Source organism: Rhodococcus sp. JG-3, assembly GCF_000482405.1.
Taxonomy (GTDB): domain Bacteria; phylum Actinomycetota; class Actinomycetes; order Mycobacteriales; family Mycobacteriaceae; genus Rhodococcoides; species Rhodococcoides fascians.
In genome coordinates, this window is sequence record NZ_KI519398.1 from 2,709,396 (window position 1) to 2,732,541 (window position 23,146).

The following is a 23,146-nucleotide window of genomic DNA, read 5'->3' on the forward strand; positions in this document are numbered from 1 at the left end:
GGGGTGCTGCGCCGACGATGATACTGCGTTGCACCCGATGATCCGGTCATCCTATGATTACGCGGTGAGTGCGCCTACCGTTTCCGAGACCACCCAGACCGGTACATCACTCGTTCGCGGCCGACTGCTGGTGTTCGCCGCCATCGTTCTTTCTGCGCTGACGCTGCGCGCCGCCGTGACGTCCATCAGCCCTCTGTTCGGCAGGATCGCAACGGATCTGCAGTTCGGGGATGCCGTCATCGGCGTCGTCGGGATGCTGCCGCCGGCGATGTTCGCCGTGTTCGGGTTGGCGACACCGCTTCTCGCCAAGCGCACCGGTCTCGAGCGCGCCGCCCTGCTCGCCATGGCGTTGACCACGATCGGGATGGCCACCCGGGCATTCGCGCCGAACACGGCGTCGTTGCTGGCGCTGTCCGCGATCGCCCTCGCCGGCATGGGTATCGGAAACGTCGTCATTCCACCTCTGGTCAAGCGGTACTTCTCGGATCGACTCGCAGTGGTCAGCACCATCTACATCTGTGCACTCCAGATCAGCACCATGATTCCGCCGCTGCTCGCGGTTCCGGTCGCCGATGCCCACGGGTGGCGGCTCTCCATCGGGGTCTGGGCGATCGTCGGTGTTGCCGCAGCATTGCCGTGGCTCGGTGTCGTGATCGCCCGACGTGGTCGCGACGAGAAGGACGTCTCTGCCGAGGCCGGTTCGGCGGCCGTGCACACCCGATCCGGCGGCCGCATCCATCGATCCTCGCTCGCGTGGGGAATGGTGATGATGTTCGCGATGACGTCGCTGATCACGTATTCGATGTTGACGTGGCTGCCGACGCTGTTGATCGACTCGGGTATCGGCGAGGGGTTGGCCGGAGCCTCGGTCGCCGCGTTCGGAGCGATGGGCCTGGTCACGTCGCTGGCCACGCCGACCCTCTGCGCAAAACTGCGAAATCCGTTCGGCCTCGTCCTGGTCGCCGCGGTGTGCTACCTCTGTGGGTTCTCCGGCTTGCACTTCTCGCCTGCCGCCGGAACGGTGATCTGGGTGTGCCTGATCGGCCTCGGCACGATGACCTTTCCGATGTCGCTGACGCTGATCAATCTAAGGACCCGCACCGCGGTGGGCTCATCCTCGCTCTCGGGCTTCACCCAGGGGCTGGGCTACGTGGTGTCGGCCACCGGACCGATACTGTTCGGCTTCCTGCACACCGTGTCCGGCGGTTGGGGATTGCCGCTGACGCTGCTCACCGGGTGCGTTGTGATTCTGCTGGTCGGCGGCTATCTGTGCTGTCGACCTCGGATGCTCGAAGACTCCTGGTGACCCGGCTCGTCGACGCGTTCGATCTCACGTACGCGCCGACGAGCGGGTGAGAACGAGTTAATCAGCGGGTCACCGCACGCAGCGCCGCTGCAACATGGCTTTCCTATCTTGGTGTCACTCACCGAACCAGGAGGCCATACGTGACCAGCCTTTCTCGCAGCGCTTCAGCCGAAACCGGCTCTGCTGCCACCGCACCCGTTCCGCCCGGAACCGTTCCCGTCTCGGTGAATCACCGGATCGCGCATTGGAATTCCGAGGACGTGCAGGCGTGGGAAGGCGGCGGTAAGCAGATCGCCAAACGAAACCTGATCTGGTCGGTCGTCGCCGAACACGTCGGCTTCTCGATCTGGTCGATCTGGTCGGTGATGGTGCTGTTCATGCCGTTGTCGGTTTACGGCATCGATGCCGCGGGCAAATTCTTCCTGGTGGCGGTCCCCACTCTCGTCGGTGCTGTCCTGCGTATTCCGTACACGTTCGCCACGGCGAAATTCGGCGGGCGCAACTGGACCATCTTCAGCGCTCTGGTGTTGTTGATTCCCACGCTGTTGACGATGTACTTCATGTTGAACCCGGCCTCGTACACCACGTACATCATCGTGGCGGCGTTCGCCGGAGTCGGCGGCGGTAACTTCGCCTCGTCGATGACGAACATCAACGCCTTCTATCCGCAGCGCGAAAAGGGTTGGGCCCTCGGACTCAACGCCGGCGGAGGCAACATCGGCGTACCGGTCATCCAGCTCATCGGTCTGCTGGTCATCGCTACCATCGGCAACACCGCGCCCGAGATCGTCTGCGCCGTGTACCTGGTGTTCATCGCGATCGCCGCCGTCGGTGCCGCGCTGTACATGGACAACCTCGACAACCAGAAGACCAACGGCCGCTCCATGATCGACGTGTTGAAGTTCTCCGACGCATGGTGGATCGCCTTCCTCTACATCGGCACGTTCGGATCGTTCATCGGCTTCAGCTTCGCATTCGGGCAGGTACTCCAGATCAACTTCCTGGCCGGATTGACCGACGGGGCGCCCGCCACGGCGGCTCAGCAGGCCCAGGCCTCGCTGCACGCTGCGCAGATCGCGTTCCTCGGACCTCTGCTGGGGTCGCTGTCGCGTCCGTTCGGTGGCAAGCTCGCCGACAAGATCGGCGGCGGAAAAATCACCCTGTACACGTTCGTGGCCATGACCTTCTCCACCGGAATTCTGGTAGCGGCCAGCACCTGGGACGACTCGACGCCAGGGGCGGCCAGCGGCACTGTGATGGTCCTCTTCGTCATCGGATTCATCGCACTCTTCTTGCTCTCGGGCCTCGGCAACGGGTCGGTGTACAAGATGATTCCCGCGATCTTCGCTGCGAAATCTGTTGCACTGCAGGGCATGACGGTCGAGGAACAGCAGCACTGGTCCCGCAAGATGTCCGGCGCACTGATCGGGATCGCCGGTGCCATCGGCGCACTCGGCGGTGTCGCCATCAACCTGGTGCTGCGGGCGTCGTACTCCGGTAGTGCGAAGTCGGCCACCACAGCGTTCTGGGTGTTCCTCGGCTTCTACGTGGTCTGCGCGATCGTCACGTGGGCGATCTACCTGCGCAGGACCGACTCCGCCGACGCCGACGCTCCGGTAGCTGTCTGACGCTCGGTGCAGGCGCACTCGAAACACACTGCACGGCAACGAAATCGGAAGGACCCGCAATGAAGAACGCGGTAGTGGTAGGGCACGGAATGGTAGGGCACAGGTTCGTCGAGGCGCTGCGGGCGCGCGACGAGGGTGCCGAGTGGAAGATCACGATCCTGTGCGAGGAAGCTCTGCCGGCGTACGACCGGGTGGGTCTGTCGTCCTACGTCGGTGCCTGGGACCACAAGGAACTTGCGTTGGCGGGCAACGACTATCCGGGCGACTCCCTGGTCGAGATGCGTACCGGGGTGCGGGCCGAGCGCGTCGACCGTGACCACCGAACCGTCGTCACCTCGGCCGGCGACACCGTGGAATACGACGCGCTGGTCCTCGCCACCGGCTCCTACCCGTTCGTCCCGCCGATCGCCGGACACGACCTGCCCGCGTGCTTCGTCTACCGCACCCTCGACGACCTGGACAGGATCCGTGCACGCGCCGACGCCGCTGGACCGGGAGCCGTGGGCGTGGTCGTCGGTGGCGGCCTGCTCGGCCTCGAAGCGGCGAACGCGCTGAAGAAAATGGGCATGACGCCGCACGTCATCGAGTTCGCGCCGCGGTTGATGCCGCTCCAGGTCGACGAAGGCGGCGGCGCGCTACTGGCCCGCCTCGTCACCGATCTCGGATTGAACGTGCATGTGGGAGTGGGCACGTCGTCGATCACCGAGAACGACAGCGCCGGGTTGACGGTCGAGCTGAGCAACGGCGACACGATCGACGCGGCCCTCCTGGTGTTCTCCGCCGGGGTGCGACCGCAGGACCGGCTGGCTCGCGAGAGCGGCCTCGACGTCGGCGAGCGCGGCGGTATTCTGGTCGACATCGGCTGCATCACATCCGATCCCGACGTCTACGCCATCGGCGAATGTGCTGCGGTCGAAGGCCGATGCTACGGACTCGTCGCGCCCGGATATTCGACGGCCGAGGTGGTGGCCGACCGATTGCTCGGCGGCGCAGCGGAGTTCCCCGGAGCGGACATGTCGACCAAGCTCAAGCTCATGGGCGTCGATGTGGCGAGCTTCGGTGACGCGATGGCCGCAACTCCGGGTGCGCTCGAGGTGGTCTTCAGCGACGCGCCGAAGGGCACCTACGCCAAGCTCGTCGTCACCGACGACGCGAAGACGTTGCTCGGCGGCATCCTCGTCGGCGACGCATCGGCGTACTCGTTGCTCCGGCCGCTCGTCGGACGCGAATTGCCGGGCGATCCGGGTTCGTTGATCTCTCCGGCGGCCGAGCAGGTCGGCATCGGAGCGCTTCCCGACGACGCCGAGATCTGCTCGTGCAACGGTGTGACGAAGGGTGCGATCTGCTCGGCCATCTCCGACGGTGCGTGCGATCTGGCCGCGGTGAAGAGCTGCACCACGGCAGGCACCACCTGTGGAGGATGCTTGCCGTCGATCAAATCGCTGCTGGCGGCATCGGGAGTGGTGCTGTCGAAGTCGTTGTGCGAGCACTTCTCTCAGTCGAGGGCCGAGTTGTTCGAGATCGTGCGGGCGACGAACACCCGAACTTTCTCGTCGTTGATCGCCAAGTACGGATCGGGTGCCGGCTGCGACATCTGCAAGCCCGTCGTGGCCTCGATTCTCGCGTCCACCTCGTCGGATCACATTCTCGACGGTGAACTGGCGTCGTTGCAGGACACCAACGACCATTTCCTGGCCAACATCCAGAAGAACGGCACCTATTCGGTGGTGCCTCGGATGCCGGGAGGGGAGTGCACGCCCGAGCAGTTGATCGTCATCGGTGAGGTCGCCCGCGACTTCGGGCTGTACACCAAGGTGACCGGCGGGCAACGCATCGACATGTTCGGTGCCCGCGTCGAACAGCTTCCCGAAATCTGGAAGCGGCTCGTCGACGCAGGCATGGAATCGGGTCAGGCGTACGGAAAGTCGCTGCGTACGGTCAAGAGCTGCGTCGGGTCCAGCTGGTGCCGCTACGGTGTTCAGGACTCGGTGGGAATGGCCGTCGACCTCGAGAACCGGTACCGCGGACTGCGCTCGCCGCACAAGATCAAGTTCGGAGTGTCGGGTTGCGCACGTGAGTGCGCCGAAGCCCGCGGCAAGGACGTCGGCATCATTGCCACCGAAGGCGGCTGGAATCTCTACGTCGGCGGCAACGGTGGCCAGTCGCCCAAGCACGCCCAGTTGCTCGCGTCCAACCTCGACGACGCCACACTCGTCAGCTACATCGACCGCTATCTGATGTTCTACGTCCGCACCGCGGACCGCCTGCAACGCACCGCACCGTGGCTGGAATCGCTCGATGGGGGATTGGACCACCTCAAAGCCGTCGTCTGCGATGACAGCCTGGGCATCGGCGCAGAACTGGAGGCCGACATGGCACGCCACGTCGCCGGCTACAAGGACGAATGGGCAGGGGTGCTCGAGGACGAGGAGAAGCTCGGCCGGTTCGTGTCCTTCGTCAACGCTCCGGCCGAGGCCGATCCGACCATCGCGTTCGACGAGTCCGGCGCACGCAAGGTGCCCGTGCTGATGGGGATGCCGCGCATCGGAGCGTGACGTGCTCGAGTGACGGGTTCCTGACAACCGACAGGTCACGAACCTGAGCGCATGTGCACAGGTGGGTAATCGCCGCTTAACGGCCAAGAAACACGGGCAGCGTCAAATAGCTGACCAGGAGGTACGCCATGACTGTCATCGATTCACATACTTCGGTACCGAACGATCTTTCGCGAGACTGGACCCCGGCCTGCACCCTCGACGCTCTCATCCCGGGTCGCGGGGTGGCGGTGCTGCTGCGCGGCGGCACCCAGGCGGCACTGTTCTTGCTGGACGACGGACGACTGTTCGCGGTCGGCAACATCGATCCCTACGGCCGCGCTGCAGTGATGTCGCGTGGTCTGGTCGGCGACCGCGGCGGCGAGCCCACCGTCGCGTCTCCGCTGCTCAAGCAGGTCTTCTCTCTCGTCGACGGACGTTGCCTCGACGATGCGGAGGTCTCGCTCGGCTCGTTCGAGGTCGCCACGGTCGAGGGTGTCGTGCTCGTCCGCGGCGGATCTACGTGACCGAAAATGCCGGGGCGGACATGCCTCTGGCCGGGTTCACCGTCGGGGTGACGGCGTCGCGTCGCGCCGAGGAGTTCGCGACTTTGCTCGAGCGGCGTGGGGCCAGTGTGATGCACGCGCCTGCGATCAGGATCATCCCGCTCGCCGACGACGCAGAGTTGGAACGCGTCACCGCGGCGATCATCGCTGCACCACCAGAGATCACCGTCGCCACCACGGGAATCGGTTTTCGTGGCTGGATCGAGGCCGCCGACGGTTGGGGGCGAGCCGAAGAACTCGGTCGTGCTCTGGGTGCGTCGCGACTGTTGGCGCGCGGTCCGAAGGCCACCGGTGCCATTCGCGCGGCGGATCTGCGCGAGGAATGGTCGCCTGCCTCCGAGTCGTCCGCCGAGGTGCTCGAACATCTGCTCGCCGAGGGCGTCGAGGGCAAACGCATAGCGGTACAACTGCACGGCGCGACCACCGAGTGGGAGCCGGTTCCGGATTTTTGCGAGGTACTGCGTTGCGCCGGAGCCGAAGTGGTGCCGGTGCCCGTCTACCGTTGGACGGCGCCCGACGATCAGAGTCCGATGGATCGCATGATCGAATCGGTCGTCGTCGGTGATCTCGACGCCATCAGCTTCACCTCGGCACCGGCGGTCGCGTCGATGCTGATGCGTGCCGACGAGAACGGCGTACTCGAGCCTCTGCTGCAGTCGATGCGTACGCGGGTGCTTCCGGTGTGCGTGGGGCCGGTCACCGCAGCCCCGCTCGAACAGCTGTCGGTTGCCACCACTGCGCCTGCGCGTGCGCGCCTCGGCGCGCTCGCCCGTCACATCGCCGAGGAGCTGCCCAGGAGAACCGGTCGCCTGCACGCAGGCGGGCATGTGGTCAGTGTTCGGGGTCGGTGTGTGGTGGTCGACGGGGAGGTGCGGCCCGTGTCCCCGGCCGGGATGGCGCTGATGAAGACGTTGAGTCGTAATCCGGGGCGCGTGGTCTCCCGTGAAGACCTGTTGGCCTCGTTGCCCGGAGGGGGTGGCGATACCCACGCGGTGGAGACCGCCATGACCCGACTCCGTTCCTCACTGGGGGCACCCAAGGTGATCCAGACCGTGGTCAAACGCGGCTACCGTATCGCGTTGGACTATATCGAGACCGAATCCGACTGTGATGCACACGAACCCGCGGGGGCTGTTTCCGTGAGCGAGGGGAGTAAGTACTGATGGAACCCACCTTGGTGTTGGTCGCACACGGCACTCGAAACCCGCGCGGTGTGGAGATGGTCGCCGCGCTCGCCGACGCCGTCTCGAAGCAGATCGGTACCACGCGTGTCGCCTTCGTCGACGTGCTGGGACCGTCCCCGTCCGAGGTGCTGCGCGATACTCCGGAATCCGCGGTCGTCGTTCCGGCATTTCTGGCATCGGGTTATCACGTCCACACCGACGTGCCGCGCGAGATCACGGACAGTGCGCACTCGTCGGTCGCCGTCACCCGTGCCCTCGGGCCGGACCCGGTGCTCGCACGAGTGATGGTCGATCGGCTCCGGGACGCCGGCTGGCGAGCCGGCCAGAGCATCGTGCTCGCGGCCGCAGGATCATCCGATCCTCGTGCGTTGCAGGAACATCGGATCGCGGCAGCGATGCTCGCGGACGCCGCTCGGACACCGGTGAAGATCGGATACGTGGCCACCAGTACGCCGACCGTCGCGCAGGCGGTGTCCGGACTGCGGGAAGCCGGGCACGATCGAGTGTTCGTGGCGAGCTATCTGCTGGCTCGTGGGCTCTTCCACAACCGGTTGGCCGACGTGGGAGCCGACGGCGTCGGTGCGCCGCTCGGGGTGCATCCGGCCATCGTCGATCTCGTCGTCGAGCGGTACCACGAGGGTGTTCGACTGCTGGCCGGTTCGGAATTCAGTACGGTAACGGAAGAATTGTCACCGGCTCGTCGTCGCTGACGTCGGCGGGTATCACAGCGAGCGCATCACGGCCGACGAGGTGCGCCAGATGAGCTGTCCTGACCTTGGTGTCGGCTCGCCAGCGGGTACCGTCGGCCACCACGGGAACGATTCGAGGGATCGGGGCTCGAACCTCGGATGCGTTGGACAACAACCCCGTTCGCGGTGAACGCGGACCGCGAGCGGTGAGCGCGTCGACGATGGCCGGTGCGGTCAGCAGCGCCGTGCTCACTGCCGCGAGAGGATTGCCGGGGAGGCCGAGGACAACCGTACCGTCGGGCAGGGTCGCGGTGATCTGGGATCCGCCGGGACGCACGCGCACTCGCCCGACCACGGTCTCGGCACCGAGGGCGGCGAGCGTGGAGCGTAGCTGATCGGCGGCGCCTCCTCCGGTGGCTCCGACCACGACCACGAGGTCGATGTTTTCGGTACTTCCCAAGAGGTCGGCGAACGCGGTCGCCGTGTCGTCGAGCAGCAGTACGTCCACGACGGCGATTCCACAGTGCGCCAGATACTCCGGCAGCGCCGATCCGAGTACATCCCTGGTCTCACCGGGTGCCAGCGGACCCGATACCCGAATCTCGTTTCCGCTGATCACAATTCGCGCGCGAACCGGTCCCCGCACATCGAGTTCGGTCACCTCCGCGCTCGCGGCGAGTGACCGAACAGCAGTGTCGATCGCGGTACCCGAGGCAACCAACTCCGTTCCGGGAAGCCAGTCCTCGCCGCGGCGACGCGTGTCGTCGGTCGACGTCGCCGTCGGTGCGCGTTCTACGACGCCGGCCGGTGTCGTGACCGCGTGTTCGTCGCGAACGACCGCAGTGGCACCGGGAGGAAGCGCTGCGCCGGTCGCGATGCGTACTGCGCTGCCGTCGGCGAGTCGGGCGATGCCGGACGTTCCGGCGTAGGCGATATCGGGTCTCAGCGTCCACGGAGGGGGGCCGCTCACGGCAAATCCGTCCATCGCGGAGATGTCGACCGCAGGCAGTGCCGTTGCTGCCACCAACGGTTGCGCGAGCACGGTCCCAGCCGTGTCCTGCAACGGAATTCGATGAACCGGGAGGGCGGCTACTCGCTGTCGAATTCGTTCGTGCGCGGCGTCGATGTCGAGTACGTCCTCCGATCTCGACGCGGCTGCGGCGCGCGCGGCGACCAGATCGGCAGGGGTATCGCAGTCCTCGATATCGGCAACCGCAACGACGCGGTGCTCGTTCGGGACGAGTGCGCGCATCGGGGCACCCTCGACGGTATCGAGCGCCGCCACCGCCGAGCGCAGCGCGCTGTAGCGCCAGACTCCGAGCAGGAACTGGGTGCGGCCGGTGGCGTCGGCCGCGAACACTGCGTCGGTCTCGACTCGGTCGAAGTGATCGATCAGTGACTGCACCGCAGAAGCATTCAGCAGCGGTATGTCCGACGCTACGACTGCCACCAGATCGGCTGTCCCGTCGAGTGATTCGAGTCCGGCGGCCAGAGCTGCCACCGGGCCGCCGCCGGCGGGGGACTCTCGGGTCTGCACAACCGAACCCGGTACTGCGTCGCGTGTGGGGCCCACCAGTACCGTTCGGCGACAGTCCGAGACGGCCGCCACTGCAATGTCGACCAGTCGTCGTCCGCCGACGGTGAGCGCGGGCTTGTCGACTTCTGCAGATGGCGAGCCGGCAAGGCCTGCCATTCGCGATCCGCGACCACCCGCGAGCACGATGGCGTCGCAGATCGGCTCGGTCGACGAGCCGCTCACCGGTGCGATCCCATCACGTCGGCAGCGGCACGTTCTGCAGTCGAACCTGGCCGCGCGCGATGGTCTTACCGCTGTCGGTCGCGGTGATCGTGACCAGCCAGAGTTGCTGAACGCGGCCCTGCTGCAACGGTTCCGCGAGAACATCCACCCGTCCGCCTTTGCTGGCGCGCAGGAAATCGGTTCCGTTGTGCACTCCGACCGCGAACTCGCCGCGATCCTTGACCGCCTCACTCGCACCGATGCTCGCGGCGCTTTCCACAGCGCTGGAATAGACCCCACCGTGCACGACGCCCCAGGGCGTGAAATGTTCCTCGGTCAACTCGATGTGCCCCGCTACCCGCGTGCCCGAGACCTCGTCGATCACCAGGCCGGCCGCGGCGACGAAAGTGCTCGCCTTGGACAGGGCGAACTTCGCCGTAGGGCGTGGATCGAACTGCCCGAGCCGATCTCCGATGTTCATCCTTCGAGATTAGTGGTCGACGTCGGAGGCTGGGGGAGCGCCCCGAAGTCGAACCGAACGGACTTCAGCGACACTCGCCCGTCGCGGATCTCGACACCTTCTCCGCGCAGCGTCTCGAGTTGTCTCGTCGCCAGATGCGCCGCAGGCTTTCCGCTTGCACCCAGGACACGGTGCCACGGCAGATCGGCGGAGTCGGTCCGCATGATCCACCCGACGATGCGGGGGCTGGACAGGTCGGCCGCCGCCGCGATGTCCCCGTAGGTGGCAACGGAACCGACGGGAATCGACGCGACCAACGCGCGTACCCGCTCCACCTGCGCCTCGGTGATCGGAGCCATCTACAGCAGGGATCGCACCAGCTCGGCCACGTCGGCCGGCTTGGCCTGGCCGACCATGTGATCGCAGTCGAGTTCGACGGTGCGCAGGTTCTCGCCGAGCTTGTCTCGGAGCGCGGACACGAATTCTTCGGTCACGTAAGGAGGTTCGACGCGCATGGCCCGCACCACGATGGTCGGGACGCTCTCGGCGGGCACCACGATCGGACGAGCGAGCTCGCCCCACGTCGCAACGATGGCCGGAATCGACATTCGCCACGCGACCTTCCCGCCGTCGGCGGGGACCAGGTGATCGGCGACCTCGCGGTCGAGCAACTCGGTGGGCACGTCCGCCCAAGCCCCGTGGATCTTCTCCGAACGCGCCTCGTCGGCGTCGGTGTAATCGGGGGACTTCGCAGTGGCCTCGGCGACCTCGAGCAGCTCCTCCGGCGGTAAGGCAATCGCAGGATCGAGCAGCACCAGCGCGCGCACCACCTCGGGGAACCGCTGTGCGAGATGCACGGCCAACGCGCCGCCGTACGAATGTCCGAGCACCACGACCGGACCGCGCGCATGGGCGTCGAGCACGGCCTTCAGTGCGGTGACCTGAGCGTCGATGTCCCACGGTGGAACGGACGGAGAACGGCCGTGGCCGATCAGATCGGGAGCCAAGATGCGGGCCTCGGGCAGGTGATTCTCGGCGAGGTCCCACCAACGGGCACCGTGGCCGGTCACACCGTGAACGGCGAGGATTTCGGGACCGTCTGCGGGTCCGAACGTATGCAGATTCAACTCGGGCACGTGAACCACTATGCCGCATCGAAGGCCCCGGTTTCGAAGGGGACGGGTCGGCTGCCGCCCCCGGGCCGCCGGATCGGGGCACGGCCCTTCGTGTCGGTGGGGCGTGATTGCATGTCCCGCATGAGCACGGACGGCAGACACGGCGCGACGGTCACCCTCGTCCGTGCACCCAGGGTGGCGCAGCCGCCCCGCCGGTGGACCGATTCCGCTGCCCGGTTGCTGGCGTGGACTCCCGATTCGGCGGCGGAGGCGGCTCAGGGCGCTCCTCGATGGAACCCCTGGCAGGTGCTCGGCGGGCCCGGCTCGGGAAAGACAGCGCTCGTGGCGGACTACGCAGTCTCCCGAATCGTGTCCGGCGATCCGGAATCGGTCCTGGTGCTCACTCAGTCGAAGCGCGCGTCCATCACGCTCCGCGAGCAGATCACCGCCGGTCTGTTCAGCGGCGATCACGCGCTGCGCGCCACGCGCGAACCGCTGGTACGTACGGTGCACTCCTATGCGTTCGCGGTACTCAGGTTGCAGGCCTCCCTCTACGGCAATCCGCCTCCTCGACTGCTGACCGGTGCCGAGCAGGACGCGGTGGTCCGCGAGATGCTGCGGGGCGACATCGAGGACGGCGCAACCGACTGGCCGGATCGATTGCGCCCGGCTCTCGGTACCGCAGGATTCGTCACCGCGGTGCGAGACATGATGCTCCGATCCGCAGAACGCGGAATCGGACCCGAGGATCTGGTCAAGCTGGGCCGCACGCACGGCAGACCCGAATGGATCGCCGTCGGCAAATTCGCGGCTCGATACGAACAAGCCATGTTGCTGCGCGGCGCAGTCGGCGTCGAAGCCGCAGGGGCCACGGCACCGGGCCTCGACGCGGCCGAGCTCATCGGCAGCGCACTGATGGCGTTCGCCACCGACCCGGATCTGCTGCGCAGTGAGCGCGCCCGCATCCGGCACCTCGTCGTCGACGATGCACAGCACCTCGATCCGCAAGCTGCGCAGCTGATTCGGTTGATCGGCACCGATACCGAATCGACCGTGATCGCCGGGGACCCCGATCAATCCGTCTTCACGTTCCGTGGAGCGGATCCCACGTTCGTGGCCGATCTGCTCGATGCGGACTCGCCTCGACGGGTGGTCCTGACGCGGAACTTTCGATCGGTGCCTGCAGTGGCGGAACTGACCGACATCGTGGCGGGGCGACTGCCCGGGCTCGGTCGGCACCGCAGTCCCGAGCCGGTGGCCACGGCTCGGTTCGGCGAGCCGGAGGCCCGGGTACACGTCGTGTCTTCGCCTGCCAAGGAAGCCGCGATCATCTCCGACGCCATGCGACGCGCGCACCTGATCGACGGAATGCCCTGGTCCGAGATGGCGATCGTCGTGCGGTCGGTCCCGCGTACCGTCGCGCCGCTGCGTCGCGCTCTGCACGCGGCCGGTGTCCCCATGATCACCCCGGCTTCGGAGTTGCCGTTGCATCGCCAGCACGGAGCGGTGGGCTTGCTGCTGGTGCTGCGGGCGATCTCCGACCCGTCGTTCGACGGAGAAGATGCGCTGGCTCTGCTGTCCGGCCCGATCGGGGGTGCCGATCCGGTAGGTCTGCGGCGGCTGCGCCGAGGTGTCCGCAGACTCGAACTGGCCTCGGGCGGCGAGCGCGATTCGGCCGAACTGCTCAGAGTCGTTCTCACCGGCGAGACGCGAGAGAAGTTCGGGTGGATCACTGGTCTGTCGGACGTGGAAGCGGCACCGCTGCGACGAGCACTGAGCGTCGTTCGTAAGGCGCGAGCGGTGGCTCGGGAGGGCCGCGGAGTCGAGGACGTGCTGTGGGCTGCGTGGCAGGCGTCCGGACTCGAGCGGCGTTGGGCCGCCGCGTCCGCGTGGGGTGGGTCCGCGGGTGCTCAGGCCGATCGAGACCTCGACGCGGTGGTCGCACTCTTCGACGCCGCGGCGGCCTACGTCGATAGGCTGCCGCGCGCGCAGCTGGGCGGATTCCTCGATTACATTGCGCAGCAACAGATTCCTACCTCGAGCTCGAATCGTTCGACTGCGCCGGCCGATGCGGTGACGCTGCTCAGCGCGCACTCGGCAGCCGGTCGCGAATGGGAACTGGTGGCGGTCGCCGGGGTTCAGGAGGGGCTGTGGCCGGGTCTGCGAGCGCGCGGCAGCCTCCTCGGAACCGACACGCTCGTCGATCTGGTGTCCGGCAAGGTCGACGCGGCTGCGGCCCTCGACGGACGACTGTCGAAAGCTGCACCGCTACTCGCCGAGGAACGCAAGCTCTTCCTCGTGGCGTGCAGTCGCGCGCGCTCCACTCTGCTCGTCACCGCCGTGGACTCGAGCACGGGCGATACCGATCTGGTCCGCTCCCGATTCGTCGACGAACTCCGGGGAGTCGACGGCGACGCAGATCCCGTCCCGCTGCCCGAAGGTTCCGAGCCGCCGACCCCGCACCGGGTGTTGGCATTACCGATGTTGGTCGCCGAGCTTCGCGGGGTCGTCTGTGATCCCGTTGTCGCCGAACATGATCCGGACAAGCGAGCGCGCGCCGCGCGGCACCTGGCCACACTCGCCGAGGCCGACGTCCGAGGCGCACATCCCGACGAGTGGTTCGGAATTGCGGGCCTCAGCACCAGCGAGCCCCTGTGGCACCTCGGCGATGGGCCGGTCCCGCTCTCGCCATCGACGGTGGAACAGCTCACCACGTGCCCGCTGCGCTGGATGCTCGAACGTCACGGAGGAAACGACGGCACCAACACTCACGCCGTCACCGGAACCCTCGTGCACACTCTGGTGCAGGCGGTGGCAGGCCGGATTCCACCGGACCAGCTCAGGCGGGCACTCGAGACGGCGTGGGATGCAGTCGATCTCGGATCACAGTGGTTCTCGCGTCACGAGCTCGATCGAACCGGGGCGATGCTCGACACGTTCGAGAATTGGCTGCAGGGCACCCGAGGCGAGCTCACCGAGGCGGGCGTCGAGGTACAGGTCGACGGCATTCTGGCCGCCCGATCCGAGGACGAGCCTGCGGTCGCCCTGCGCGGCCGGATCGATCGGCTCGAACACGATCCGGACGGCCGCCCGGTCGTCATCGACGTCAAGACGGCCAAAACGGTGATGTCCAAGGAAGACGCGCGCAATCACCATCAATTGGCTACGTATCAGGTCGCCGCTGCCGCGGGCGCAATCGAGGGAGAGCCCGCGGGCGAACCCGGGGGTGCCCGGTTGGTGTTCGTGGCCAAACCGCACAACAAGGACGGCGCAACGCAGCGGATCCAGGAGGTGCCGACACCGGAGAAACTCGAGGAATGGCGAGACACCGTCCACCGGGCGGCCTCGGCGACGCAGGGTCCCGTCTTCGAAGCCAGAGTCAACGACGGGTGCAGACATTGCCCCGTCAAATCCAGTTGCCCGGCCCACGAGACAGGACGGCAGGTGACCGAGCAGTGACCGCCTCGGCGACGCGCAGCGCAACCGTGCGGGTCTCACCCGTCGAACTGTCCCGCGCCCTCGGGCAGAAGCACCCACCCACCGACGAGCAGGCGGCGGTGATCGCCGCCCCACCCGGTCCGACGCTCGTCGTGGCAGGCGCAGGGGCTGGGAAGACCGAGACGATGGCCGCGCGAGTGGTGTGGATGGTGGCCAACGGGTTCGTCGATCCGGATCAGGTACTCGGACTGACCTTCACCCGCAAGGCTGCGCAGCAACTGACGTCCCGAATCCGCGCTCGGCTGGCGCGGCTCGCCGGGTCGGATCTGGTGCGCGCGCTGGATCCGAGTCTGGCACTGCGCGAACGGATTCTCGCCGCCGAGCCGGAGGTGAGCACCTACCACTCGTATGCCGGGCGACTGCTCACCGAGCACGGCCTGTTGCTGCCCATCGAGCCCTCCGCGACGCTGCTGTCGGAGACCGAACTGTGGCAGCTCGCGCATCGTGTGGTCAGCACGTGGGACGGCGATCTCGACACCGACCGAAATCCCACGTCGGTGACCGAGGCGGTACTCGCCCTCTCCGGTCAGCTGGCCGAGCATCTGGTGGACCCCGACCAGCTGCGCGAGGCGCACGTGGAACTCGAGAAATTGGTGCACACACTCGGCCCCGGTCCGCGTCAACGTGGTGGGCCGACCAAGGAGCTGCTCAACATCCTCGATGCCCAACATCAACGAATCACGTTGCTGCCGTTGGTGGAACGACTCGCGCAGACGCTTCGGCACGAAGGGGCACTGGATTTCGGTTCGCAGATGTCGATGGCGGCGCGGGTCGCGGCCGAACATCGCGAAGTGGGAATCGCAGAGCGGCAACGCTTTCGGCTCGTTCTGCTCGACGAATACCAGGACACCGGTCATGCCCAGCGGGTGCTGCTGTCCTCACTGTTCGGATCCGGTAGCGATGCCACCCTGGCGCTGACAGCCGTGGGCGATCCGATGCAGTCGATCTACGGGTGGCGAGGGGCGTCGGCGGCGAACCTGCCGCGGTTCGCCACCGATTTCCCGCAGGCGGACGGCAGTCCGGCACCGCGGCTCGAACTCCTCACCAGCTGGCGCAACCCGCCCGAGGCACTCGCTCTCGCCAATCTGATCACCGACCCCCTGCGCCGCGTCGGTGTACCGGTGCCGACCCTGCGGGCCCGGCCGGGCGCGGTGCCCGGCGATGTACGGCTGGCCGTCACCGACACCGTCCTCGACGAACGGGAATGGATCGCCGACCGAATAGCCGAGCACTACCGCGACGCCCTCGAACTGGACCGGCCTCCGCCCAGTGCCGCGGTACTCGTGCGGCGCAACGCCGATGCCGAGCCGATCGCCGAGGTGCTGCGTAGCCGTGGCCTACCCGTCGAGGTGGTCGGGCTCGGCGGATTGCTGCATGTGCCGGAGGTCGCCGACATCACCGCGATGCTGCGTCTGGTGGCCGATCCGACTGCGGGCAGCTCGGCCATGCGCATCCTCACGGGCTCCCGATGGCAGATCGGGGCCGCCGATCTGCGGGCGCTCGCTCAGCGCGCCAAGGAGCTCGAGATTCGGGGCGGCTACGGCACCGCGGGCCGTGTCGACGACCCACAGGCGCTCGACGCCGCGCTCGGAAGTGCCCTGCCGGGGGAACAGTCGGAGCAGGCCGGTCTGGCCGACGCCATCGCCGATCCAGGTTCGGCCGAACGATATTCGGAGGCCGGGCACCGACGCATCACTGCGCTCGCCGGAGAACTACATCTGTTGCGCGACCGAATCGGGCAGCCGCTGACGGAACTGGTCGCCGACATCGAACGCATCATGGGCATCGGCGTCGAAGCGCAGGCGCGGACACCGTTCGGTGTCGATGGTGCAGTCGGGCGCGAGCATCTCGACGAATTCGCCCATGTGGTGGCCGATTACGCCGACAATCCAACGGCCACGGTCACCGGATTCCTGTCGTTCCTCGCGGCGGCAGAGACTGTCGAGGACGGGTTGGCTCCGGGCGAGGTCGAGGTCGCCCCGCATCGAGTACAGGTGCTGACGGTGCACTCGGCAAAGGGCCTCGAATGGGAGGTCGTGGCCGTACCGCACGTGGCGACCGGAGTGTTCCCGTCCTCGAACGCCTCGTCGACCTGGCTCGGGGCGATGGCCGAACTGCCGCCGTCCCTGCGCGGCGACCGCGCTCTCGACGGTGAAGGTTCCGAGGGGGTACCGGTACTCGAGCTCGAGGACCTCTACAACCGAAAGGACCTCGAGGACGCCGTCAAGCGGCACAAGGATGCACTCGCTCGGCGTCGGCTCGCGGAGGATCGTCGACTGTTCTACGTTGCACTCACCAGAACCGAACGGGTGCTGCTGGTCTCGGCGCATCAGTGGGACGAGACGTCCACGAAGCCTCGTGGCCCGTCCGAGTTTCTCGACGAGCTCCACCGGTACACCTCGACGGCCGAGGACGCCGTCGCGGTGGTCGAGCAGTGGGCACCGGCCCCCGAAGCCGGAGCCGTCAACCCGTTGGGGGCCGAGCCGCATACGGCATCCTGGCCGCGAGATCCGCTCGGGCCGCGGCGAGGCGCGATCGAGAGTGGTGCGGCCGACGTTCTGCGGGCCCTGGCCGACAGGGCCGGCTCCCACCATGATTCGGACGAAGACGAGGACGAGGACGACCCGGAGGAGTGGGGCTTCGACGTCCGGACCTTGCTGGCCGAGCGCTCGGCGCGGGCCGTTGCCGGGGTCGATGTCGCACTACCCGAGAACCTGTCGGTGACGCAGCTGGTCGACTTGGCGGCAGATCCGGATGCGCTCGCCTCGCGACTGCGCCGGCCACTTCCGTTTCCCCCGAATCCGTTGGCGCGCCGGGGAACAGCGTTTCACGCGTGGATCGAGCGCCGGTTCGGCGCGACCCGACTGCTCGATCTCGACGAACTGCCGGGCTCCGCCGATACCGGTGCTTCTGCCGATGTGGACCTGGACACTCTTCAGCGGGCGTTCGAGGCCTCCGATTGGGCTCTGCGCAGTCCGGTGGAGGTAGAGGTGCCGTTCGAGACGTCGGTGGCTGGAACAGTGCTGCGCGGTCGGATCGACGCGGTGTTCGCCGACCCGGACGGCGGCTGGACCGTCGTCGACTGGAAGACCGGAGCCGAACCGTCGGCGTCCGAGCAGCAGGCGGTGGCGATGCAGCTGGCGGCGTACCGGCTGGCGTGGGCGGAGTTGATGTCCGTCGGTCGTGCCGAGCCGGTACCGCTCGATCGCGTCCGTGCGGCGTTCCACTACGTCCGCAGCGGTCGTACCATCTCGCCCGACAAGCTGCCTGACGCAACAGCTTTGGCGGCGTTGCTCGAAGGTCGATCCGTCGTGGACGACGTCGGCACTACGGCGCCAGTCGACGAGCTTTCAGAGCCTCGGTGACCAGTGGGATCTGCAGGGGGAGACGAGCGATCATGGCGGCCTTCAAGGCCGGTGACGTCTTGGAGCTGCGTACGTACTTCCATGCGAGGTTGATGTTGGCGGGGAATACCGTGACGAACAGGCCCGCTGCCAACGCACCGCCCACTCGACGGGTGCGGGGTGCGGCCAACGTGGCAGCGACAGCGAGCTCGGCTACTCCCGATACCTGGGTGTACGTCCGCGCCGAACCGGGCAGGGCGGTCGGTACCTGCGCATCGAAGAATTGGGGAGTGACGAAATGGAGTACTCCGGCGCCGGCGAGCAATCCCGCGAGACGCAGCGCTGCGGCCTGACTCGGTCTCTGTGTCATGCACACACCGTGCCACACGGTGCTGCATCCGCCCATCCGGTCCGCTCGAAGCGGTCGGTTGTCGACGCAGAAGCGCGGCATGGGGTTACGCTGCGTGCCGTGAATGATCTCGACTTCGGTGAGCACCTCGGTGGGCGACGTGGGAGGTAGGTTGCGCACGCGCCTGGGGGACAGCGGCGCGTTGACCGACAAGCCCGATTTCGCGCTGGTAGGTGTGCTGCGGGTTCCGGAAATCGAATCCAGCCCGTGGAGCGCGATCTACAAGCGGGTTCTGATGGCGTTGGGAATTCTCTTTCTCGCGGCGTTCGTCGTCTACCTCGATCGCGACGGCTACAGCGACAATCAGAACGGCGAGCTGTCGTTCCTCGACGCGTTCTATTACGCGACGGTGTCGTTGTCGACCACCGGATACGGGGACATCGCGCCGATGAGTCCGTCTGCGCGTCTGGTCAACATTCTGGTCATCACCCCCCTACGAGTCCTGTTCCTCATTCTGTTGGTCGGTACCACGCTGTCGGTTCTCACCGAGCGGTCTCGGCAGGCATTCAAAATTCAGCGATGGAGACGCAGCGTGCGCAATCACACCGTGGTCATCGGTTTCGGTACCAAGGGCCGAACCGCAGTCGACGCGATGCTCGGCGACGGAGTGTCGGCCTCGGACATCGTCGTGGTCGACACCGATCAGACCGTGCTCGACGCGGCCTCGGCGATGGGTCTGGTCACCGTCCACGGCTCCGCCACCAAATCCGATGTGCTCCGGCTGACAGGTGCTCAACACGCCGCGGCCATCATCGTGGCGACCAACCGCGACGACACGGCAGTCCTGGTGACGCTGACGGCCAGGGAGATCGCTCCGAAGGCCAAGATCGTCGCAGCGATCCGCGAGGCCGAGAACACGCACCTGGTGCGACAGTCCGGTGCGGACTCGGTGGTCGTCTCGTCCGAGACGGCGGGTCGGCTGCTCGGGATCGCCACGTCCACACCGTCCGTCGTGGAGATGATCGAGGATCTTCTCACCCCGGAGGCAGGCTTCGCCGTCGCAGAGCGAGAGGTGGAGCGGGACGAGGTGGGCGGTTCGCCGCGTCATCTGGCCGACATCGTGTTGGGAGTCGTCCGGGGCGGCAAGCTGTTCCGAGTCGGTTCGCCCGAGGTCGACGCGATCGAGGCAACCGACCGACTGCTGTATATCCGTCGCGTGGCCGACTAGGCAGGCCCAGTAGGGTCGTGAGCGTGCCGAATTTCCAGCTCGTACATCCACCTCGACTGTCTCGATCACCGCTCGACCGAGCCGAGGAATTGCGCCGCGACACAGCGGCACTGGCCGCCGGTTGGTCCACTGCTCGCATACTCGACGTGGACGGTCGCGGCAGATTCGCAGTGGACGAGGGTGGTCTGGTCTTCGTCGACGCCGCAGACGTGGCCACGGAACCGACCGAGGACGTGGTCTTCCTCGGAATTCATGGCGACCGGCACCTGTGGACACGACGCGTCGAACTACTTCAGGGCACGCTGGGAGACCTGCGAACCGACGGCGAGCGCCTCGACAGTGTGTCGCTGTCGATGGTCACCGGGGCTCTGGCCATCCTCAATTGGCACGCCAGTGCGCGGTTCAGCTCGCTCGACGGCGCTCCGTCCGTTCCGTCGGCCGCAGGCTGGTCGCGGACCAGCACGTCCTCGGGTCACGAAGAATTTCCGCGCACCGATCCTGCGGTGATCTGCCTGGTTCACGACGGCGCGAATCGAGTGCTCTTGGCGCGCGCACCGATGTGGCCCGAACGTCGGTTCTCGGTGTTGGCGGGATTCGTCGAGGCCGGCGAATCGTTGGAGACCTGCGTCGCGCGGGAGATCAAGGAAGAAGTGGGGCTGGACGTCTCCGGCATCGAATACCTGGGCAGTCAGCCGTGGCCGTTTCCGCGTTCGGTGATGATCGGCTTTTCGGCCGTCGCCGACCCGGATCAGCCGCTCGCGTTCCAGGACGGCGAGATCGCCGAGGCGCACTGGTTCGAGCGGACCGAGGTCGTCGCCGCCCTCGAACTCGGCGACTGGGGATCGGAGTCGACGTCTCGATTGCTGCTTCCCGGATCCATCTCGATCGCTCGCGGGATGCTGGAGGCGTGGGCAGCGACGACCTGACGCCCGATCAGAGCGACAGAGCGCGCTTGACCTCGGCGAGGCTGGGATTGGTTGCCGTCGATCCGTCCGCGAACTGCACGGTGGGCACGATGTGGTTTCCGTTGTTGACGCTGCCGACGAACTCGGCGGACTCGGGGTTCTGCTCGATGTCGATCTCGGAGTAGGCGATTCCGGCCTCGTCGAGTTGAGTCTTGAGTCGGCGGCAGTACCCGCACCACGTGGTGGAGTAGACGGTCAGCGCGGCCGGGGTCTGTTGGGTGTTCTCGGTAGTGGTCACGCAGACAGTCAACAGCAGGGCGCAGGTGATTGTTCCGTGACGGCCGCCTCGGCGAGTCTCGGCGGCGTCGGGCCCGGACATCGCTGTCGGTAGGCACTGACACAATGGACCCATGGCTGACGACGCGATGACCGCCGGGCTCGATCCGGAGCAATCCGCGGCAGTGCTGGCTCCTCGTGGTCCGGTTTGTGTGCTCGCCGGGGCCGGAACGGGCAAGACTCGCACGATCACTCGACGCATCGCGCATCTCGTGTCCGCGGGACACGTGTCCTCCGGCCAGGTACTGGCGGTCACCTTCACCGCGCGGGCGGCCGGTGAGATGCGGGGCCGTCTTCGAGAACTCGGCGTCGGGGGAGAGGGCCCTCCGGTGCAGGCTCGTACCTTCCACGCTGCCGCGATGCGTCAGCTCAAATACTTCTGGCCACAGGTCGTCGGCGACACCGGGTGGCAGTTGCTCGATCGCAAGTTCACCGTGGTCTCGCAGGCAGCGAACCGGGCCGGAGTGTCCACCTCTACCGACTCCATCCGCGACCTCGCGGGCGAGATCGAGTGGGCCAAGGGCTCGTTGATCGCTCCGGAGGACTACCCGCGCATAGCGGCGAGCAACCGACGCGACGTGCCCATGGACGCAACCAAGGTCGCTGCGGTGTACGCGGGGTACGAAGAACTTAAATCTCGCGGCGGCGACGGCATGTTGCTCGACTTCGACGATCTGTTGTTGCACACCGCCGCGGCGCTGGAAGAGCACTCCTCGGTGGCCGACGAATTCCGCGAACGCTATCGCTGCTTCGTCGTCGACGAGTACCAGGACGTGACGCCGCTCCAGCAGCGGGTTCTCGACGCCTGGGTGGGCGATCGTGACGACCTCACCGTCGTCGGGGACGCGAATCAGACGATCTACTCGTTCACCGGCGCGTCTCCTCGCTATCTGCTCGACTTCTCGCGCAAGTATCCCGAGGCCACGGTTGTCCGTCTCGAACGCGACTACCGATCGACGCCGGAGGTCGTGTCGCTGGCCAATCGCGTGATCGGTGCTGCGCGGGGTCGCATTGCCGGCACTCGCCTGCAGCTGATCGGTCAGCGTGATTCCGGTCCGGAGCCGGAGTTCTTCGAGTACGACGACGAGCCCGCCGAAGCGGACGGAGTGGCACGCGCGGTGAAGAGATTGATCGCGAAAGGCGTCGAGCCTGCCGAGATCGCGATCCTGTACCGCATCAATGCGCAGTCCGAGGCGCACGAGCAGGCCCTGACCGAGCTGAAGATTCCCTATCAGGTTCGCGGCGGCGAGGGCTTCTTCACTCGACCCGAGGTGCGGCAGGGAGTCAATGCTCTGCGCCAGGCTGCGGGCCGCGACGATCTACCCGACGGTTCTCGTTCCGGGGACGGCCTCACCGGTCTGGTTCGGGCCGTGCTTGCTCCACTGGGGTTGACCGCAACCGAGCCGACCGGTGCGCAGGCGCGGGAGAAGTGGGCCTCTCTGGGAGGTCTCGTGCAACTCACCGAGGAATTGCTGGTGCACGATCCCGATCTGACCCTCGACTCACTTCTGGGTGAACTCGCCGCTCGCGCCGAGGCGCGGCATCCACCGACGGTGCAGGGCGTGACGCTGGCCTCGTTGCACGCGGCGAAGGGGCTCGAGTGGGATGCAGTGTTCATCGTCGGGCTTGCCGACGGAACGCTGCCGATATCTCACGCGATCGGTAACGATCCCAGTGCGAACAACGAGGCCGCCGTCGAGGAGGAACGCCGCCTTCTGTACGTAGGTGTCACTCGGGCACGGGTTCACCTGCACCTGTCGTGGGCCCTGGCCCGTAACGAGGGTGGGCGCAAGTCGCGTCGCCGCTCCCGATTCCTCGTCGGATTGGTGCCCGAGGATTCGCCCGCGTCGCGCATCGCGGCACCCGCGGCCAAGAGGTCCGGGCCCAAGTGCAGAATCTGCGGTAAGCCGCTGATCGGCACGTCGGCCACGATGCTCGGACGATGCGACAGTTGCCCGTCCAACGTGGACATCGCCCTGCTCGATGCGTTGAAGTCGTGGCGCCTGGACAAGTCTCGTGAACTCAAGGTGCCCGCATACGTCGTGTTCAGTGACAACACGTTGACTGCTATCGCAGAACAGCAACCGCAGGACGAGCGTGGGCTCGTTGCGATACCGGGAATCGGGGCCAAGAAGCTCGAGCGCTTCGGCGAGGACGTGCTCACGGTGGTGCGCTCTTCCGACCGGTAACCGTCCATCGAACAGATGCCGTAAAACTGCTGGTCAAAAATAACTTGTGCAGATCTCGGCGGGGGGCTTAATCTGTT

The 23,146-nt window shown here is 66.7% G+C and carries 17 protein-coding genes; 11 read left to right on the top strand and 6 right to left on the bottom strand.

Translation table 11 applies throughout. The annotated features are described in order from the left end of the window. The first annotated feature begins 64 nt into the window (after positions 1–64). From K414_RS0114220 to K414_RS27020, 6 genes are all read left to right on the top strand, one after another. Complete coding sequence (locus tag K414_RS0114220; RefSeq protein ID WP_027496539.1) at positions 65–1,306, top strand: MFS transporter; 1,242 nt, start codon at positions 65–67, stop codon at positions 1,304–1,306. Between the two features lie 224 nt (positions 1,307–1,530). After that, positions 1,531–2,934 carry a nitrate/nitrite transporter gene (locus tag K414_RS0114225; protein WP_027496540.1) on the top strand — a complete coding sequence of 468 codons (1,404 nt, stop codon included), beginning with the start codon at positions 1,531–1,533 and terminating at the stop codon, positions 2,932–2,934. 59 nt (positions 2,935–2,993) lie between these two features. Beyond that, a complete protein-coding gene (nirB, locus tag K414_RS0114230; RefSeq protein ID WP_027496541.1) occupies positions 2,994–5,489 on the top strand; it encodes a nitrite reductase large subunit NirB in 2,496 nt (831 codons plus the stop codon). Positions 5,490–5,617: 128 nt separating this feature from the next. Then, entirely contained in the window at positions 5,618–5,995 is a 378-nt protein-coding gene (gene nirD / locus K414_RS0114235; protein ID WP_027496542.1) for a nitrite reductase small subunit NirD, read from the top strand. Positions 5,996–6,015: 20 nt separating this feature from the next. Continuing rightward, the gene (locus tag K414_RS0114240; RefSeq protein ID WP_037220202.1) at positions 6,016–7,197 is read left to right on the top strand and encodes a uroporphyrinogen-III synthase; all 1,182 of its coding nucleotides are present in this window, start codon (positions 6,016–6,018) and stop codon (positions 7,195–7,197) included. Continuing rightward, on the top strand, positions 7,194–7,928 hold the full coding sequence (locus K414_RS27020; RefSeq protein WP_080736610.1) for a sirohydrochlorin chelatase: 735 nt from the start codon (positions 7,194–7,196) through the stop codon (positions 7,926–7,928). The genes K414_RS0114240 and K414_RS27020 overlap by 4 nt, the downstream gene beginning before the upstream one ends. Here the strand turns inward: K414_RS27020 and K414_RS0114250 are convergent. Genes K414_RS0114250 through K414_RS0114265 form a run of 4 tightly spaced genes read right to left on the bottom strand, consistent with a single transcriptional unit; the run spans position 7,885 to position 11,241 of the window. Beyond that, the gene (locus K414_RS0114250; RefSeq protein WP_027496544.1) at positions 7,885–9,666 is read right to left on the bottom strand and encodes an NTP transferase domain-containing protein; all 1,782 of its coding nucleotides are present in this window, start codon (positions 9,664–9,666) and stop codon (positions 7,885–7,887) included. The genes K414_RS27020 and K414_RS0114250 overlap by 44 nt on opposite strands. Positions 9,667–9,679: 13 nt before the next feature. Continuing rightward, entirely contained in the window at positions 9,680–10,126 is a 447-nt protein-coding gene (locus tag K414_RS0114255; protein WP_237606185.1) for a PaaI family thioesterase, read from the bottom strand. Continuing rightward, entirely contained in the window at positions 10,123–10,464 is a 342-nt protein-coding gene (locus K414_RS0114260; protein ID WP_027496546.1) for an MGMT family protein, read from the bottom strand. The genes K414_RS0114255 and K414_RS0114260 overlap by 4 nt, the downstream gene beginning before the upstream one ends. After that, positions 10,465–11,241, bottom strand: coding sequence for an alpha/beta fold hydrolase (locus K414_RS0114265; protein ID WP_032370927.1), 777 nt, complete (start codon positions 11,239–11,241; stop codon positions 10,465–10,467). A 120-nt stretch (positions 11,242–11,361) separates the two neighbouring features. Here K414_RS0114265 and K414_RS0114270 point away from each other — a divergent pair, with 120 nt between their 5' ends. Then, complete coding sequence (locus K414_RS0114270; RefSeq protein ID WP_202595066.1) at positions 11,362–14,679, top strand: ATP-dependent DNA helicase; 3,318 nt, start codon at positions 11,362–11,364, stop codon at positions 14,677–14,679. Then, a complete protein-coding gene (locus K414_RS27025; RefSeq protein ID WP_037219252.1) occupies positions 14,676–18,083 on the top strand; it encodes a UvrD-helicase domain-containing protein in 3,408 nt (1,135 codons plus the stop codon). The genes K414_RS0114270 and K414_RS27025 overlap by 4 nt, the downstream gene beginning before the upstream one ends. Here the strand turns inward: K414_RS27025 and K414_RS0114280 are convergent. After that, a complete protein-coding gene (locus K414_RS0114280; protein ID WP_027496549.1) occupies positions 18,046–18,432 on the bottom strand; it encodes a membrane protein in 387 nt (128 codons plus the stop codon). The two genes, K414_RS27025 and K414_RS0114280, sit on opposite strands and share 38 nt — an antisense overlap. Before the next feature lie 139 nt (positions 18,433–18,571). Here K414_RS0114280 and K414_RS0114285 point away from each other — a divergent pair, with 139 nt between their 5' ends. Both K414_RS0114285 and nudC read left to right on the top strand, forming a co-directional pair. Continuing rightward, positions 18,572–19,639: a potassium channel family protein gene (locus K414_RS0114285; RefSeq protein ID WP_027496550.1), complete on the top strand. Its 1,068-nt coding sequence runs from the start codon at positions 18,572–18,574 to the stop codon at positions 19,637–19,639. Between the two features lie 23 nt (positions 19,640–19,662). Continuing rightward, entirely contained in the window at positions 19,663–20,565 is a 903-nt protein-coding gene (gene nudC / locus K414_RS0114290) for an NAD(+) diphosphatase (protein WP_027496551.1), read from the top strand. Between the two features lie 7 nt (positions 20,566–20,572). Here nudC and K414_RS0114295 read toward each other — a convergent pair whose 3' ends face one another. Beyond that, entirely contained in the window at positions 20,573–20,842 is a 270-nt protein-coding gene (locus K414_RS0114295; RefSeq protein ID WP_027496552.1) for a mycoredoxin, read from the bottom strand. A gap of 112 nt (positions 20,843–20,954) precedes the next feature. On the opposite strand from K414_RS0114295, the gene K414_RS0114300 reads away from it, so the two are divergent. Continuing rightward, the gene (locus K414_RS0114300) at positions 20,955–23,069 is read left to right on the top strand and encodes an ATP-dependent DNA helicase UvrD2 (protein ID WP_027496553.1); all 2,115 of its coding nucleotides are present in this window, start codon (positions 20,955–20,957) and stop codon (positions 23,067–23,069) included. Positions 23,070–23,146: the final 77 nt, after the last annotated feature.

Bases quoted from the DNA above. Each gene is read 5' to 3' on its own strand.
- nirB (WP_027496541.1), top strand. From the start codon at position 2,994: ATGAAGAACGCGGTAGTGGTAGGGCACGGAATGGTAGGGCACAGGTTC.
- K414_RS0114255 (WP_237606185.1), bottom strand. From the start codon at position 10,126: ATGAACATCGGAGATCGGCTCGGGCAGTTCGATCCACGCCCTACGGCG.
- K414_RS0114280 (WP_027496549.1), bottom strand. From the start codon at position 18,432: ATGACACAGAGACCGAGTCAGGCCGCAGCGCTGCGTCTCGCGGGATTG.
- nirD (WP_027496542.1), top strand. From the start codon at position 5,618: ATGACTGTCATCGATTCACATACTTCGGTACCGAACGATCTTTCGCGA.
- K414_RS0114270 (WP_202595066.1), top strand. From the start codon at position 11,362: ATGAGCACGGACGGCAGACACGGCGCGACGGTCACCCTCGTCCGTGCA.
- K414_RS0114300 (WP_027496553.1), top strand. From the start codon at position 20,955: ATGGCTGACGACGCGATGACCGCCGGGCTCGATCCGGAGCAATCCGCG.
- K414_RS0114260 (WP_027496546.1), bottom strand. From the start codon at position 10,464: ATGGCTCCGATCACCGAGGCGCAGGTGGAGCGGGTACGCGCGTTGGTC.
- K414_RS0114240 (WP_037220202.1), top strand. From the start codon at position 6,016: ATGCCTCTGGCCGGGTTCACCGTCGGGGTGACGGCGTCGCGTCGCGCC.